At 33.9% G+C, this 14,803-nt stretch carries 17 protein-coding genes; 11 read left to right on the top strand and 6 right to left on the bottom strand.

The window, feature by feature from the left end; genetic code table 11:
* Positions 1-17: 17 nt before the first annotated feature.
* The 5 genes from BM296_RS09725 (at position 18) to BM296_RS09705 (ending at position 4,452) form a co-directional block, all read left to right on the top strand.
* On the top strand, positions 18-932 hold the full coding sequence (locus tag BM296_RS09725) for an aldose epimerase family protein (RefSeq protein ID WP_027064422.1): 915 nt from the start codon (positions 18-20) through the stop codon (positions 930-932).
* The gene (locus BM296_RS09720) at positions 933-1,505 is read left to right on the top strand and encodes a DUF2911 domain-containing protein (RefSeq protein WP_027064421.1); all 573 of its coding nucleotides are present in this window, start codon (positions 933-935) and stop codon (positions 1,503-1,505) included. It begins immediately after the preceding gene.
* Between the two features lie 40 nt (positions 1,506-1,545).
* Positions 1,546-2,535, top strand: coding sequence for a methylmalonyl Co-A mutase-associated GTPase MeaB (meaB, locus tag BM296_RS09715; RefSeq protein WP_091902823.1), 990 nt, complete (start codon positions 1,546-1,548; stop codon positions 2,533-2,535).
* Positions 2,536-2,618: 83 nt separating this feature from the next.
* Positions 2,619-3,578 (top strand): glycosyltransferase family 2 protein, encoded by a 960-nt coding sequence (locus BM296_RS09710; protein WP_027064420.1) that lies wholly within the window; start codon positions 2,619-2,621, stop codon positions 3,576-3,578.
* On the top strand, positions 3,562-4,452 hold the full coding sequence (locus BM296_RS09705) for a lysylphosphatidylglycerol synthase transmembrane domain-containing protein (RefSeq protein WP_091902822.1): 891 nt from the start codon (positions 3,562-3,564) through the stop codon (positions 4,450-4,452). Before BM296_RS09710 ends, BM296_RS09705 begins: the two co-directional genes overlap by 17 nt.
* Positions 4,453-4,457: 5 nt before the next feature.
* Here BM296_RS09705 and BM296_RS09700 read toward each other — a convergent pair whose 3' ends face one another.
* The 4 genes from BM296_RS09700 to BM296_RS09685 are packed head-to-tail and all read right to left on the bottom strand — an operon-like array spanning position 4,458 to position 8,334.
* Entirely contained in the window at positions 4,458-6,116 is a 1,659-nt protein-coding gene (locus BM296_RS09700; RefSeq protein WP_091902821.1) for an ArnT family glycosyltransferase, read from the bottom strand.
* Positions 6,113-6,682, bottom strand: a complete 570-nt coding sequence (locus BM296_RS09695; protein ID WP_091902820.1) for a phosphatase PAP2 family protein — start codon at positions 6,680-6,682, stop codon at positions 6,113-6,115. The genes BM296_RS09700 and BM296_RS09695 overlap by 4 nt, the downstream gene beginning before the upstream one ends.
* Before the next feature lie 8 nt (positions 6,683-6,690).
* Positions 6,691-6,918, bottom strand: a complete 228-nt coding sequence (locus BM296_RS09690) for a DUF8828 family protein (RefSeq protein WP_027064416.1) — start codon at positions 6,916-6,918, stop codon at positions 6,691-6,693.
* A gap of 48 nt (positions 6,919-6,966) precedes the next feature.
* Positions 6,967-8,334, bottom strand: a complete 1,368-nt coding sequence (locus tag BM296_RS09685) for an MATE family efflux transporter (RefSeq protein WP_027064415.1) — start codon at positions 8,332-8,334, stop codon at positions 6,967-6,969.
* A gap of 326 nt (positions 8,335-8,660) precedes the next feature.
* On the opposite strand from BM296_RS09685, the gene BM296_RS09680 reads away from it, so the two are divergent.
* Positions 8,661-9,059, top strand: coding sequence for a response regulator (locus tag BM296_RS09680; RefSeq protein ID WP_091902819.1), 399 nt, complete (start codon positions 8,661-8,663; stop codon positions 9,057-9,059).
* Between the two features lie 9 nt (positions 9,060-9,068).
* Here BM296_RS09680 and mazG read toward each other — a convergent pair whose 3' ends face one another.
* Positions 9,069-9,845, bottom strand: a complete 777-nt coding sequence (gene mazG / locus BM296_RS09675) for a nucleoside triphosphate pyrophosphohydrolase (protein ID WP_027064413.1) — start codon at positions 9,843-9,845, stop codon at positions 9,069-9,071.
* Between the two features lie 164 nt (positions 9,846-10,009).
* Here mazG and BM296_RS09670 point away from each other — a divergent pair, with 164 nt between their 5' ends.
* Both BM296_RS09670 and BM296_RS09665 read left to right on the top strand, forming a co-directional pair.
* Positions 10,010-10,843, top strand: a complete 834-nt coding sequence (locus tag BM296_RS09670) for a sugar phosphate isomerase/epimerase family protein (protein ID WP_027064412.1) — start codon at positions 10,010-10,012, stop codon at positions 10,841-10,843.
* 10 nt (positions 10,844-10,853) lie between these two features.
* On the top strand, positions 10,854-11,756 hold the full coding sequence (locus tag BM296_RS09665) for an SMP-30/gluconolactonase/LRE family protein (protein ID WP_091902818.1): 903 nt from the start codon (positions 10,854-10,856) through the stop codon (positions 11,754-11,756).
* A gap of 2 nt (positions 11,757-11,758) precedes the next feature.
* Here the strand turns inward: BM296_RS09665 and BM296_RS09660 are convergent, their stop codons facing one another.
* On the bottom strand, positions 11,759-12,223 hold the full coding sequence (locus tag BM296_RS09660) for a hypothetical protein (protein ID WP_091902817.1): 465 nt from the start codon (positions 12,221-12,223) through the stop codon (positions 11,759-11,761).
* 260 nt (positions 12,224-12,483) lie between these two features.
* On the opposite strand from BM296_RS09660, the gene BM296_RS09655 reads away from it, so the two are divergent.
* The 3 genes from BM296_RS09655 to BM296_RS09645 are packed head-to-tail and all read left to right on the top strand — an operon-like array spanning position 12,484 to position 14,795.
* A complete protein-coding gene (locus BM296_RS09655) occupies positions 12,484-13,215 on the top strand; it encodes an MIP/aquaporin family protein (protein WP_091902816.1) in 732 nt (243 codons plus the stop codon).
* A gap of 11 nt (positions 13,216-13,226) precedes the next feature.
* A complete protein-coding gene (locus tag BM296_RS09650) occupies positions 13,227-14,102 on the top strand; it encodes an alpha/beta hydrolase (RefSeq protein WP_091902815.1) in 876 nt (291 codons plus the stop codon).
* 3 nt (positions 14,103-14,105) lie between these two features.
* A complete protein-coding gene (locus tag BM296_RS09645) occupies positions 14,106-14,795 on the top strand; it encodes a GDSL-type esterase/lipase family protein (protein ID WP_091902814.1) in 690 nt (229 codons plus the stop codon).
* Positions 14,796-14,803: the final 8 nt, after the last annotated feature.

Genomic DNA, 14,803 nt, shown 5'->3' with positions numbered 1-14,803 from the left:
ACTATTAAATAATTCCCTTGAAACAAGTTACAATTTCCAATGCCTATTTAACCTTAATGGTTCTTGATTATGGCGCCACCATTCAAAAATTACTTGTTAAAGGTGAGAATGATGAATATACTAATGTTGTTGTTGGGTACAATCACCCTAGTAGATATCGTTTAGATGACAACGTATTGGGCGCAAGTGTTGGCCGTTATGCCGGTAGAATTTCTGAAGGCGGATTTACACTTGACAGAGAAAGGTACCATATTTACCATGAAGATGGTGTGCATTTACATGGTGGAAAAGAAGGTTTTCATCAAAAATATTGGAATATAGATGAAGTTGATAATAGTGACAAACCTTTTGTTAAACTTAGCTATACCAGTAAACATTTAGAAGAAGGTTACCCAGGAAACCTAACCGTTAGTGTTACTTATAAATTAATGAATAACGCCTTACAGATTATTTATGAAGGCATGACAGATAGAAGTACGGTTATTAACCTTACCAATCATTCTTATTTTAAGCTAGATAAGAGTCCGTATATAGACGAATACGAATTACAATTAAACTGCCCTTACAGACTAGAAACAAAAGAGAATTTGCTACCTACAGGAGATATTATACCTGTACGTAAAACGGGATTCGATTTTCTTTTACCAAGAAAAATAGGTGTACAAAGGCTAGATGCCATTTTTATTAAGGACATTGGTAATGAAAAAGTGGCAGAGCTTCATTCCAAAAGTTCTGGTATAACTATGAAAGTTTACACCAACCAACCTGCTTTGGTAGTTTATACTCCATCTGATTTTCCTGGAATTTGTTTTGAAGCTCAAAATTATCCTGATGCACCTAATCAGCCAGATTTTCCTAAAAGCGTCTTAAGACCAGGAGATATCTACAACAACATTTCTATCTTTAAGTTTGATCTAGATTCATCAAATTAAATGAAGTCGTTAAAAAGAATTATCATTGGTATTGCAGTACTAGTGGCATTGGTATATTTAGTTGTTATTCCTTACATACACAGTGAGGCTAGAAAATTTAGTCCTGCAAAAACGGTAGTCCTAGATTTAAAAGGTAGTGAACTTGAGATCGACTACTCCAGCCCCTCTAAAAAAGGGCGAGTCATTTTTGGAAATTTAGTGCCTTATGGAAAAATATGGCGAACAGGGGCTAATGAACCTACAACATTCACTACCACTGAGCCCATTAAAATAATTGACAAAACACTACCTGCAGGTAAGTATTCTTTATGGACCATACCTGATCAAAATAGCTGGAAAGTAATATTCAACACTCAAATACCAAGTTGGGGCGTTACTCGGGTAGATGGTAACCAAACTACCCATGAAAGAAAATACGATTATTTGACCGTAGAAGTCCCGGTAAAAAAATTAGCTGAACCTGTAGAAGATTTATCCATCAATTTTGAGAATGTTGCAGTAAACCAGAAAACTCAAGATTTTTTAAGTCTAGCCTGGGATTCCACAAAAATTATGGTTCCTATTTACAAATAGTAACTTTGTACCTTACTCGCTATTATATTACATTGTTAAAATGAATTTAGCCAATCTTACTACATCAGAAATACTTGAGGGTATCTACGCTAATAATGTAGCTATTGTAAGTAGGGCAATTACAATTGTAGAAAGTACCAAACCAGAACATAGAAATATTGCCAATGACATTATAGCACATTGTATTTCTAAAAAACAAGATTCTATTAGAATTGGCATTACAGGAGTACCTGGTGCTGGCAAAAGCACCTTTATAGAGCAATTTGGAGGTATGCTTACCCAAATTGGCAAAAAAGTAGCCGTTTTAACCGTAGACCCATCTAGTAGCAGAACAAAAGGAAGTATTTTGGGCGATAAGACTCGTATGGAAGAATTAGTTAAAAATCCGAATGCATATATAAGACCATCTGCATCTGGTTCTTCATTAGGTGGCGTTACTCGAAAAACGAGAGAGAGTATAGTTATTCTAGAAGCTGCCGGTTTTAATTGTATTCTGATTGAAACAATTGGTGTTGGACAAAGTGAAACAGCCGTTCATGATATGGTAGATTTCTTTCTATTACTGAAATTAGCTGGTGCCGGTGATGAATTACAAGGTATAAAAAGAGGCATTATTGAAATGGCAGATGCTATTGTTATTACCAAAGCTGACGGAGATAATATAGAACGTACAGAGTTTGCGAGGATGGAGTTCACTAGAGCTTTACACATGTTTCCACCTAAAGAAAATGGCTGGATACCCGAAGTTTTAAGCTGTTCTGCTATTGAAAATAGAGGCTTAGACGAAATTTGGCAGTTAATAGATACCTATTGCACAAGCATGAAGGCATCCGGATATTTTAACGCCAACAGACAACAACAAAATGAAAATTGGTTAATTCAATATCTAGAGCAAGAACTATTAACTGAATTCTACCATAATCCGAAGACTAAAGAAATGCTACCGCAATTAAAAAAAGAAGTTATTAGCGGTAATATCTCTCCGTTTTTAGCTGCTGAAAAGCTATTGAAAGCAATAAAAGTGACCTAAATAGATTAAAAGGTTACCACTGTTTAGGTACATTATATTTAGGATAAAAAACATAACTTTGCAGCTATTCCAAAAACAACCCAATGCAACCTGTTACCACTTCCCTACTTTCGGTCGTTGTTCCTTTATATAACGAACAAGACAATGCGGCTCTTCTGACACAGAAAATCCACGAAAGCTTGGTTGGCTACGATTATCAAATTATTTACATAGACGATTTCTCGACGGACAATACCAAAAAAGTAGTCAAAGGTCTTAAAGATGAAAAGGTTCATTTAATTGAGTTGAAGAAAAATTACGGTCAAAGTTTAGCCTTGGCTGCAGGTCTAGATTATGCCGAAGGAGAGTATATTATTACCATGGACGGCGATTTACAAAATGATCCGTCTGATATTCCACAAATGCTTACTTATGCCGTTAGTGGAGAGTTTGATGTTGTAACCGGTATACGCCAAAAGAGGAAAGATTCCCTTGTTAAAAAAATACCATCTAAAATTGCCAATTTTCTGGTAAGACGTGTTACCAAATTAGATATTAAAGATAACGGTTGTGCCCTTAAAGTTTTTACTAAGGATATTGCTAAAGATTTAAATCTCTATGGTGAAATGCATAGGTTTATTACGCTATTAGCTTTTCTAGAAGGCGGACAAATAAAACAAGTACCCGTAAAGCATCACGCACGACATGCAGGAGTTTCTAAATACGGATTAGAACGTGTTTTTAAAGTAGTAGCAGATATGATGTTATTGCTTTTTATTCGTAAATACTTTCAGCGCCCTATTCATCTTTTCGGAATTTCTGGTTTTCTAATGATAATGTCTGGGGTTCTTATTAATCTTTATCTATTGATCGTTAAACTAGGGTTTGGAGAAGACATTGGTACAAGACCACTATTGACCTTTGGAATGATGTTAATCTTTGCTGGAATTCAACTATTCACAATAGGTATTGTAATGGAATTATTGATAAGAACTTATTACGAATCTCAAAACAAAAGACCTTACCGCGTTAAAAAAATAAGTGTAGGTGGCGAAGTTAAATAAGAAAGTAACTACCGGTTTAAAAGTACTTATAAGTGCCGTTTTAATATATTTCATCTTCACAAAAATTAATGTGGGCGAGATAAAAGATATATTGATTCGAAGTAACCCGCTTTACTTAATTTTAGCCGCTGTTTTCTTTGTACTATCCAAATTCATTGGGGCTATTCGGCTAAATCTTTACTTTCATCGGCTTAACATTATGCTTACGCATGTAAGTAATTTTAAGTTGTATCTGTTGGGTATGTTTTACAATCTATTCTTACCAGGCGGTATAGGTGGCGATGCCTATAAGGGGTATATTTTAAAGAAAACTTTTGAGGTAAAAACAAAAAAAATAGTGAGCGTGCTCGTATTAGACCGTTTAGGCGGACTATTATTACTTTTTATATATGCCTGTGCTTTACTCGCTTTTCTTGATGTAGACCTTTTAAAGGGATACCGTTGGATGTTCTTGGTAGCTATTCCATTAGCTGTAGTTGTATTTTGGCTATTGAACAAAAAATTCTTCAATTACGTGCTCCCTATTTTTTGGAAAACAACGGCATTATCAGCAGTAGTGCAATTTGCACAATTAATTAGTATCTGGTTTATACTGTTAGCCTTAAACATCGAGTTAAATCAAATTTCATATCTCATCATTTTCCTTATCTCATCAATTGTAGCTGTAGTTCCATTAACCTTAGGTGGTATTGGAAGTCGTGAGGTCACCTTTTTCTACGGAGCCAAATTTTTAGGACTAGACCAAAATATATCTGTAGGAGTAAGTGTTTTGTTCTTTTTAATAACCGCTATAGTTTCTTTAATAGGTGTTTGGTATCATTTTAAAAAAATCAAACTAGAGTTAGCAGATACTTCAACAACGAATGCTTATTAAAACTCTTAATAGATATGCAATAGGTGCATTTTACGCGTAACCTTTTTACGTGTATTGGGGTTTAAGAACTTGCCCTGCAAACGTGTTATTCTAAATTGATCTACTGATAATTGAGAGTCCCAGTCAAAGCCTTTACTCTGCAGTAAACTCATTTCCTCATCATTTACATATACCCAAACATCCTTTTTATCTTTCAAAAAATCTACTGTTGTGAGTTGAACAGGATATTGATTATAAAAATCTAAAGACCAACTATAATCTTTACCCACTTTGTAAATACGATCTACAGGTATATCTTTTTCTTTAATGACTTTAGACATGGAAGAACCGCCTTGGTAGTCTAATAAATTTGGGTAAAAATGTAAGTTTAAAACAGCATTTAACATCAGTGAAGCACAAACAGAAATTGTCACCAGTTTCATATATACACCTTCTCTTTTTAAAGCGTAATAAATAATCATAACCGAAGCTGCTATTAAAAAAACATATGCAACCATACTTCTTAGTTTGAACACATAGAAACAAATTAATGCTGATGCTATGAATACAATACTAAGTACAAAGTATTGCCCATACATTAATAATCTTATCGTTTTTTCTTTATCGGTTGTATATAGGTTGTAAATATATGAAGCCGTAATTACTGCAAATAATGGTATGGTAATATTTAAATAATGTGGAAGCTTAAATTGGGCAAAACTGATAATAATAAAAATTAAGGTAATACCACCAATGGTTAAAAACTCATAACCAGGGACATATTTAAATTTTAGTTTAATAAAGCTCTTCGCCTTATTATAAAATGCAGTAATTCCTAATATAGTCCAAGGAAGAAAAACCCATAAAAAAGTATGGAAGAAAAAAAAGTAATCGCTACTGTTCTTGCCAATACCTTCTCCGCTTAATCTTTCAAAACTTTGTTCCCAAAAAATAAAAAATATACCACTACGATGGTCTTTACCACGTATTACTTTCTCTGGATGCAGATCAAACTGTAAGTAATACGCATATAACATTGGGGTAATTGTCACTGCAAAAACTAAGAGTGCCAATAACACTTTCCAACTTAAAAATGCATTCCATTTTCTGGTATAAGTCAAGTGACATAAAATAGGTAAACCAATGACTAAAAGTGCAATTTGACCCTTTGTAGAAAATGCAATACCAGCAGCAAAAGCTCCAATACCTATTGCTTTAATACTTCCTTTTTCTATATACTTTGTTAGTTGCCAAATAGCTAAAATGCTAAACCCGGTTAATACTGCATCTGTACGTACATCTATAGCTCCCAATACAATTGTCTGGGCAGTCATAAAAACTAAAGCTGCGAGCTTACCTACATGTTTGTTATATAGAAGACTTCCAAGACCATAACAGCTATGGGCAGCTAGTAATGTAGATAAGATTCCAGGAATGCGATAAGCCCAATCATGAATACCAAATATCTTATAAGATAATGCCGCCAACCAATAATGCATATGCGGCTTATCTAAATATTCTTCTGGACCTTTGAATAAACTAAAAAAATCATTCTCTTGTACCATTCGCATTGCCATTACAGAAAATTGTGCAGAATCATTTTCAAACAACGTTACAAACATACCTGCAACGTATACCAAGAAAATTAAAACTATTAAGAACCAGTACCTTAGATTAGATATCATAGGGAGAATTTGCGAAGTGCAAATATAAATAACTTTACAAACAACCAGCCGAACAACGAACCTATAAAGGCACCAGTAATAATATCAAGTGGAAAATGAACTCCCAAATATATTCTGCTGTATGCTACCAAGGCTGCCCAGAGGACTAAAAAGAAACCTATATATTTTATTTTAGATCTTAGAATGCTACCGAAAAAGACTGCTAATGCAAATGAATTAGATGCATGAGCAGAAAAATAACCAAATTTACCGCCACAATAGCTTTTTACCAAGCGCATGTAGGGTTCAATCTCTGGATCATGACAAGGGCGTAGTCTTGCCACGCCATACTTGAAAAAATTACCCAGTTGATCCGTAACTGTAATTAATAAAGCCACCGTTACCAATAAGACCAATGTTCTTTTCCCTCCATATTTTTGAAATGAAAGAATGAGCAAAAATAGATACAATGGTATGGCACTAAATTTATGAGAGATAAACTGAAAAAGATTATCCCATTGCGGAGTACCAAGTCCATTTAAGTATAAAAAAAAGTCTTTGTCTAACTGTAAAAGGTCTTCAAGCATAATAATGGTTAATCTTCGTATCTAGATACTTCGCGATCATAAAATGCTGTTGCAGCTTCAATTAAGTTTTCGGCTTCTTCTTCTAACTCCTTCTCATCTTCTTTAGAAAATTCTTCAAGCCATTCTACCTCATCATCTTCTAGGTTTATAATGAATCTTGGAAACTCAGTATGTACTACGAATATTGCTGTTGGGAAATCTGTATTATCACCCAATAAAAATTTTGGAAACTCCATAAGAAATATACTATATAAATTTAACTGCAGACAACTATCAAAAGAAGGTTATCCGGCAATTAGTTTTTTAGTTAAATAATTAAATCGAATATACAACATAATCGCTGATGCCGTTAATCCGGTAAGCAATCCTATCCATATTCCTGTACTTTTTAAATCTGTGTGTAAACATAAATAATAGCTTACAGGAAAACCTATTAACCAATAAGAAATAAAGGTTATCACCGTTGGTATTTTAACATCTTGCAGACCACGTAAGGCACCTAGCACAACAACTTGAATTCCATCTGAAATTTGAAAGAATGCTGCCACCAACAACAACTCTGCAGCTATTACCAGTACTTCTGTATTATCGGCAAAATTAGTCATATCATCGATATCCAAATACAATGATGGGAACCAGTGCCTACCTATTAAAAATAGCGCGGCAAATATAATTTCTAACAAGAATGTCAATAAGAATATTGATTGGGCAATTCTTCTTAGCTCTTTAAAATTTGTCAACCCTTTCTGGTTTCCCACACGTATCATGGCAGCAATACCTAACCCCATACCAAACATAAACGTCATGCTGCTTAAGTTCAATGCTATTTGGTTTGCTGCTTGAGCATTTTTACCAAGAACTCCGCTTAACCATACGGCCGATGTGAAAATTCCAACTTCAAAAAACATTTGTAAAGAAGAAGGAAAACCTAATTCAACAATTTTTTTCATCACCGTTTTTTCAATTTTGGCAAAATTGAATCCGGTTACGTAATATTTAAATTTTTCTTTTGTTTTTAGAATGAACCAAAGATAGAATACCATAAAAAATCTGGAAACCAATGTACCTATTGCCGCACCTACGATACCCATTTCAGGAAAACCAAAATTACCAAAGATTAACAGGTAGTTTAAAAGTATGTTAATGATGTTGGCAACAATTGTTGCATACATTGGGTACTTGGTCTGCGAGAGTCCTTCTGAGAATTGTTTAAATGCTTGAAAAATTATTAATGGCACTAATGAAAAAGCGACTAAGTCTAAATATGGTAAAGCAAGTTCAACAACCTCAATAGGCTGCTTCATAGCGTACATTACTGGCTTAGCTAATAAAATTAGACCAAAAAGTGTCAACCCTAGAACTGTACAGAGCACCAAACCATGTTTTAAAGCACTTTTGGCATTTTCTTTATTCCCTGCCCCATCGGCTTCTGCTACTAAGGGGGTAATTGCAGTTGAAAAACCAATGCCTAAAGACATAGCTATGAAAACAAAACTATTACCTAAAGATACCGCTGCCAATTCTGCTGTACCTAATTGCCCAACCATTATATTATCTGCCAATTGAACGAATGTATGACCTAACATTCCTAAAATAACAGGTACGGAAAGCTTAATATTATAACGAAATTCTTTGGTGTAATTCTGTAACAAAACCTAAAATAAAATTTCGTCAAAGGTACCGTTAATTGAACAATTTATGTTCTGTATAATCAGGTAAAAAATAACGGACACATGTAATTACTTAAAAACAATTTATAGAATTATCCATACAACACTCCAAACTAAAATTCCTCAAAAAACACACTTGTAATTAATTGATATTCAGAAATATAAAATATCCAAAATTGAACACAAATACACCCTACACAATCAATAACACGCGTAAACATTCTTAATATACATTTCATGAATACTATAACACCCTACCAAGTCGTTATATAAAACAAACACACCAATTACCATTAATTATTAACCTTATGATTCAAAATCCATTAGTTTGGATTATCGACGATGACGATATTTCGAAATACGTTATGAAACGATATCTCAAACAATTATCTATAACTAAAATTGTTGATTTCCCAGATTCTATAAAACCATTGACGTTATTAAACGAAAATTTAGATTCTTTGGATAAATTGCCTGATACTATTTTTCTAGACTTACATATGCCTATTTTAAACGGCTTTGATTTTCTGAAAGAATTTCAAGAAATTGCTAAAAATATTGATAAGAAAATTGATATTATCATGCTTACTTCTTCTATTAATTCTGAAGATCTTGACCATGCCAAATCGTTTCCTGAAATAACAGACTATTTCATTAAACCTATAAAACATAGAGATTTAGCTAGAATTATGAGTACAGTAGTATAGTCGTAAAATCTAATCTTTAGATTTTGCTTCATTCCAATACACATCCATTTCCTCTAAAGACATATCTCTTAATTCTTTACCCTTTTCTTTAGCGGTAGCTTCTAGGTATTGAAAACGTTTTATAAACTTTTTATTGGTACGTTCAAGTGCATTTTCAGGATTTATACCAAGAAATCTAGCATAATTAATCATGGAGAAAAGTACGTCTCCAAATTCAGCTTCAATTTTTTCTTTGTTTCCGGCATCTACCTCCACTTGCAGTTCACCCAATTCTTCTTGCACTTTCTCAAAAACTTGTTTAGGCTCTTCCCAATCAAAACCGACTCCAGCTACCTTATCTTGTATTCTACTCGCTTTAACCAAGGCAGGCAAACTTCTTGGAACTCCTTCCAATACACTTTTCTTACCTTCTTTTAATTTAATCTGTTCCCAATTTCGTTTTACATCTTCGGCATCTATTACTTTAACATCACCATAAATATGAGGATGTCTATGCACCAATTTATCACAAATAGCATTGGCAACATCTGCAATATCAAAGTCATTGGTTTCTGATCCTATTTTTGAATAGAACATTATATGAAGCAGCACATCGCCCAATTCCATTTTCACCTCATTAAGATCATTATCTAATATAGCATCACCTAATTCATAAGTTTCCTCAATAGTCAAGTGCCTAAGTGATTGCATGGTCTGTTTTTGGTCCCAAGGGCATTGCTCTCGCAACTCATCCATTATTGTTAACAACCTATCTAATGCCTTTAATTGTTCAGCCCTACTGTTCATGCGTAATATTTTTACAAAAATACATAACCACTGATTGCCCAACTAAAAATCCTGTTTAGATTTTGTACATTTAAAATCGCAAGATTTCTAGTCCATCGTTTTATTGATTAAGAGCTATATTTTGCAAAATCAACAACAAACAACAACACCTTTATACCAAACCAATGAATACACGAAGAAATTTTCTTAAAAATGCCAGTTTACTAAGTGCTTCTACCCTACTAATGCCTCAATTAAGTATGGCAGCTATAAAAAAAGCTAGCTATGGAGTGCAGTTATATTCTTTCAGAGATGCTATGCTAGAAAACCCTAAGGCTACTCTAGAGAAAATTGCAAGCTTAGGATTCAAAGAAATTGAAAGTGCGGGTTCTAAATTGGGTTACTATTATGGACTAACGCCTTCTGAAATGGGTAAAACTTGTAAGGCACTAGGTATGAAGCTAACTAGTGGACATGTGCGCTTAGACGACAAATTTGAACAAACTATGGCAGATGCCGTTGCTTCTGGACAAGAGTATGTAATATGCTCATCTATGCCTACTGACGGACAAACAGTAGATAACTACAAAAAAGTAGCAGAGCAATTTAATGTTGCAGGTGAAGCGTGTAAAAAATTGGGATTGAAATTTGGTTACCATAATCACGAATACGAATTTGAATCTGAAGACGGACAAATCCTTTATGATGTTTTAATGGATAACACTGAAGAGGATTTAGTTCACATGGAGTTAGATCTTGGTTGGGTGGTAGTTGCTGGAAAAGAACCGCTTCATTACTTTAAAAAGTATCCTGGTAGATTTCCACTTTGGCACTTAAAAGACATGGATATTCACGGAAAAGAAAGTACCGAATTCGGAAAAGGTATACTTGATATAGAATTAATGCTTAAGAACAAAGACCTTTCTGGAGCTAAACATATCTATATAGAACAAGAAGAATATGCTAGCACTCCTGTTGAAAGCATGCGTCATAATATGAATTACTTGAAGAATATTTAAAATATTAACTATGGAATATAAACTTCAATACTTCGGCGCAATACTACTTACTGTCTTTATCACGTCATGCAAAGCACAACATTCATCTGTTGTTAAAGAAAATGCTAAGCTGGTTCAAGTATCAAACGAATATAGTTTTACCGAAGGACCTGCATCTGACAAATTCGGTAACGTTTACTTTACCGACCAACCAAATGATAAGATTATAAAGTGGGATGCCGCTAACAACTCCCTTAGTATTTTTAAAGAACCAGCAGGTAGAGCTAATGGTTTATATTTTGATCATAATAACAAATTATTGGCAGCTGCTGATGAAAATAATGAGTTATGGCGAATTGATACTAACGGAAACATAGATACCTTAATAACCACTTTTGATGGTAAAAAATTAAATGGACCTAATGATATTTGGGTCGATTTAAGTGGAGGTATTTATTTTACCGACCCATATTACCAAAGAGAATATTGGTCCAGAACTTCTGCAGATATTAAAGAAAAGAATGTGTACTATATTTCTCCAGATATGAAACAAGTCTCCATAGTCGCTGAAGGCTTAACACAACCTAACGGAATTATAGGAACACCTGATGGCAAAATACTTTATGTAGCAGATATTGGAGATAAAAATACATATTCCTTTTCCATACAAGATGATGGAAAATTGAAAAATCGCAAGCTATTTACAGACATGGGCTCAGATGGTATGACCATAGACAATCAAGGCAATATCTATTTAACTGGCGACGGAGTAACAATCTTTAATAAAAATGGAAAGCAAATACATCATATTGCAGTTGATGAAAAATGGACTGCCAACGTAACTTTTGGCGGCAAAAACCAAGACATTTTATTTATTACCGCAATGGGTTCTATTTACACCCTAAAAATGAATGTAAACGGAGTAAGATATTAGTTTTATTGTTTCGTAAACTTTCTATTTAGTACACCAGGTAAATTTTCATTAATACCTTCTGTCAATACTAAATTGTTAAGTGTCATAGTACCAAAATCCGTAGCATTTAAATTAAGTGTACTACCTTGAAAAGACCACTTACCGGTGAAACTATTTGTTCTACCACAACGAATTGCGTAAAAATCGCCGGTTACACTGGTAATATCCAGATTAACCAAATCTAAAGTCCATGTATTATTATCACTAATAATCAAAATTCCATTTAAACATTCAAGCTCATCGAGCATGTTGTTTGAAGAAACACCATCTTCATTGACATCTTGAGCTACATTAACATTAACTTCAGTTAAATTATAAGTTCCAATAACTAACGCGCTATTATCAACTTCATCATCACTATCATCAGAAGAACAACCTGACAAAAGCATCACCAAAGAGATAAAAAAGAAGTAAGTGTATTTATTCATAGTTGTAACCTAATTATTTAATCTAAAATTGAAGGTAGTTAAAACATTTAAATATTTTTTGAAAAGACTTTGAAGAAATAGCCAATAAAAATATAACTCAGTCATCAATAATTTTTATTTCTACAATCAATACATTACCTACATTATACTGAAATTCACATATTTAAACATTGATTATTATCTATTACATAACAAAACCTTATAAAATTTAATAATTACTCTATTTTCTTTATCTTAAACCATTCAAATATAACCAACCCATGATTACATATATTTTTGAATTTATTGGCACAGCAATGCTAATTTTAATTGGAAACGGTATTGTTGCCAATCTTGTTTTAAAAGGTACAAAAGGATCAGATTCTGGCTGGGTAGGTATATCTCTTGCATGGGGTATTGCCGTATTCATTGGAGTGTTCATTTCTGCCGATGCTAGTGGAGCTCACCTAAACCCTGCAGTAACGGTGGGACTTGCCGTGGCAGGAAAATTTTCATGGGCTTTAGTACCTGGCTATATTGTAGCTCAAATATTAGGAGCAATGATGGGTAATCTTTTAGTTTGGCTTAACTATAAAAAACAATACGAAGCAACGGAAGATGCCGGTGCTATTTTAGCCACCTTCTCTACACAACCCGCTATACGTAGTCCGTTTTGGAATCTGATAACTGAAATTATTGGAGCATTTGCATTAGTTTTTGGTGTATTTTATATAGCAGGTGGCACCATGGGTGATAGCGACATTTCACTAGGATCGCTAGACGCTTTACCTGTAGCTCTTTTAGTGATGGGTATTGGCTTTGGTTTGGGTGGACCAACGGGTTATGCCATAAATCCTGCACGAGATTTTGGTCCTCGATTATTACACTCCATACTTCCTATTAGAAATAAAGGAAAAAGTGATTGGAGTTACGCTTGGGTTCCTATTGTTGGACCAATTATAGGCGGAGTATTAGCTGCCGCATTATTTATTTTAATTGAAACAATTCAATAATATTTAAACATATGAAACATTTTATTTTACTTACCTGTATTTTTATCTCTATGAATATACTTGCCCAGAAAATGGTAGACCTACCTTTTGAAACCAATGCTGAAGTAACTTGGACAACACCAGAAAATGAGTATTACTCAGATATTTGGGGTACAAAAGTTGTAACCAATGTAGCTATACCACGATTAGAAGTTTATGAAGCAGACCAACCCAATGGCACCAGTGTCATTGTTGCTCCAGGTGGCGGACTCTATGGTTTAAGTATAAATAGCGAAGGAAGAGATGTAGCCAAATGGCTAAACAAACAAGGTATAACTGCATTTGTTCTAAAGTATAGGTTAGTACCAACGGGTGAAGATGGCATTAAAGAAATTACGGATGAAGGTGCAAGTAACCCCGCAAAAATTGGTGAAAGAGTTACGCCAGTTTTACCACTATCCATTGCAGACGGTCTTTCTGCAATTACGTACGTTAGAACTAATGCCAATGAAATGAAATTGGACCCTAACAAAATAGGTTTCATGGGCTTTTCTGCCGGTGGGGCAGTAACTATGGGAGTAACCTTTAATTATATAGAAGAAAATAAACCAAATTTTATAGTTCCTGTTTATCCGTGGATGACCGTTTTAGGTGAATATACTGTACCACAAGATGCACCACCAATGTTAGTTATCTGTGCTTCAGATGATCCGTTAGAATTAGCAAAACCAAGCACAAACTTATATGCTGCATGGTTAACAAATGGCAAAAATACCGGAATGCATATGTATTCTAAAGGCGGGCATGGATTTGGAATGAAAACTCAAAATCTTGCATCTGACGATTGGATTTCGCAGTTTCACAAATGGGCAATTACAGAAGGTTTAACAGTAACTACCAATAAATAAAAAATGCTTAAAAAATTATCTTTTATAAAGAGTTTAAAACAAATTGAAATCTTAACAGCTAGCTTATTTTTAATATCATTAGCGAGTTTCGCTCAAACTCAAAATATATTTACCAATGAAGTAAAAGACATTACCAAGAAATACGATAGTATTTGGGATTCCAGTAAAGAAACTATTGTTTTTACCGGTAGCTCTAGTGTGCGTTTATGGAAAAAATTAGAAGAAGAGTTTCCTGATCATCAAATTGTAAATAGTGGTTTTGGAGGTTCACAAGCATCAGATTTACTATTATTTATTGATGAATTAATTCTATCCTACAATCCCAAAAAAGTTTTTATTTACGAGGGAGACAATGATTTATGGTCAAAAAAAAGACCTGCAAATGTTCTTGATACGACCGCAGAGATCATCCGTCGAATAAAAGCCGACAACCCATCTACCCAAATTATATTAATAGCGGCTAAGCCTAGTATTAGTAGATGGAAAATTCGTGGAAAATATAAAAGGTTAAATAGAAAAATGGAGCGTTTTACTAAAAAGGATGCTCAGTTGAATTACGTAGATGTATGGAATCCTATGTTGAATAAACGAAAACTTATAACCGATATTTTTATTGAAGACGGTCTACACATGAACCAAAAAGGCTATGATATTTGGTATGAAGCCATGAAAGATTTAGTAAACCAACCATAATTACACAA

It is taken from the genome of Maribacter stanieri, from assembly GCF_900112245.1.
Taxonomy (GTDB): domain Bacteria; phylum Bacteroidota; class Bacteroidia; order Flavobacteriales; family Flavobacteriaceae; genus Maribacter; species Maribacter stanieri.
Note: the sequence above shows the minus strand (reverse complement) of the source record. Positions and strands in the feature narration are given on the sequence as shown.

Coding starts and splice junctions, on each gene's coding strand:
- BM296_RS09665 (WP_091902818.1), top strand. CDS start 10,854: ATGGAATATAAACTTCAATACTTCGGCGCAATACTACTTACTGTCTTT.
- BM296_RS09655 (WP_091902816.1), top strand. CDS start 12,484: ATGATTACATATATTTTTGAATTTATTGGCACAGCAATGCTAATTTTA.
- BM296_RS09645 (WP_091902814.1), top strand. CDS start 14,106: ATGCTTAAAAAATTATCTTTTATAAAGAGTTTAAAACAAATTGAAATC.
- mazG (WP_027064413.1), bottom strand. CDS start 9,845: ATGAACAGTAGGGCTGAACAATTAAAGGCATTAGATAGGTTGTTAACA.
- BM296_RS09660 (WP_091902817.1), bottom strand. CDS start 12,223: ATGAATAAATACACTTACTTCTTTTTTATCTCTTTGGTGATGCTTTTG.
- BM296_RS09650 (WP_091902815.1), top strand. CDS start 13,227: ATGAAACATTTTATTTTACTTACCTGTATTTTTATCTCTATGAATATA.
- BM296_RS09720 (WP_027064421.1), top strand. CDS start 933: ATGAAGTCGTTAAAAAGAATTATCATTGGTATTGCAGTACTAGTGGCA.
- BM296_RS09700 (WP_091902821.1), bottom strand. CDS start 6,116: ATGATATCTAATCTAAGGTACTGGTTCTTAATAGTTTTAATTTTCTTG.
- BM296_RS09695 (WP_091902820.1), bottom strand. CDS start 6,682: ATGCTTGAAGACCTTTTACAGTTAGACAAAGACTTTTTTTTATACTTA.
- meaB (WP_091902823.1), top strand. CDS start 1,546: ATGAATTTAGCCAATCTTACTACATCAGAAATACTTGAGGGTATCTAC.
- BM296_RS09670 (WP_027064412.1), top strand. CDS start 10,010: ATGAATACACGAAGAAATTTTCTTAAAAATGCCAGTTTACTAAGTGCT.
- BM296_RS09710 (WP_027064420.1), top strand. CDS start 2,619: ATGCAACCTGTTACCACTTCCCTACTTTCGGTCGTTGTTCCTTTATAT.
- BM296_RS09690 (WP_027064416.1), bottom strand. CDS start 6,918: ATGGAGTTTCCAAAATTTTTATTGGGTGATAATACAGATTTCCCAACA.
- BM296_RS09680 (WP_091902819.1), top strand. CDS start 8,661: ATGATTCAAAATCCATTAGTTTGGATTATCGACGATGACGATATTTCG.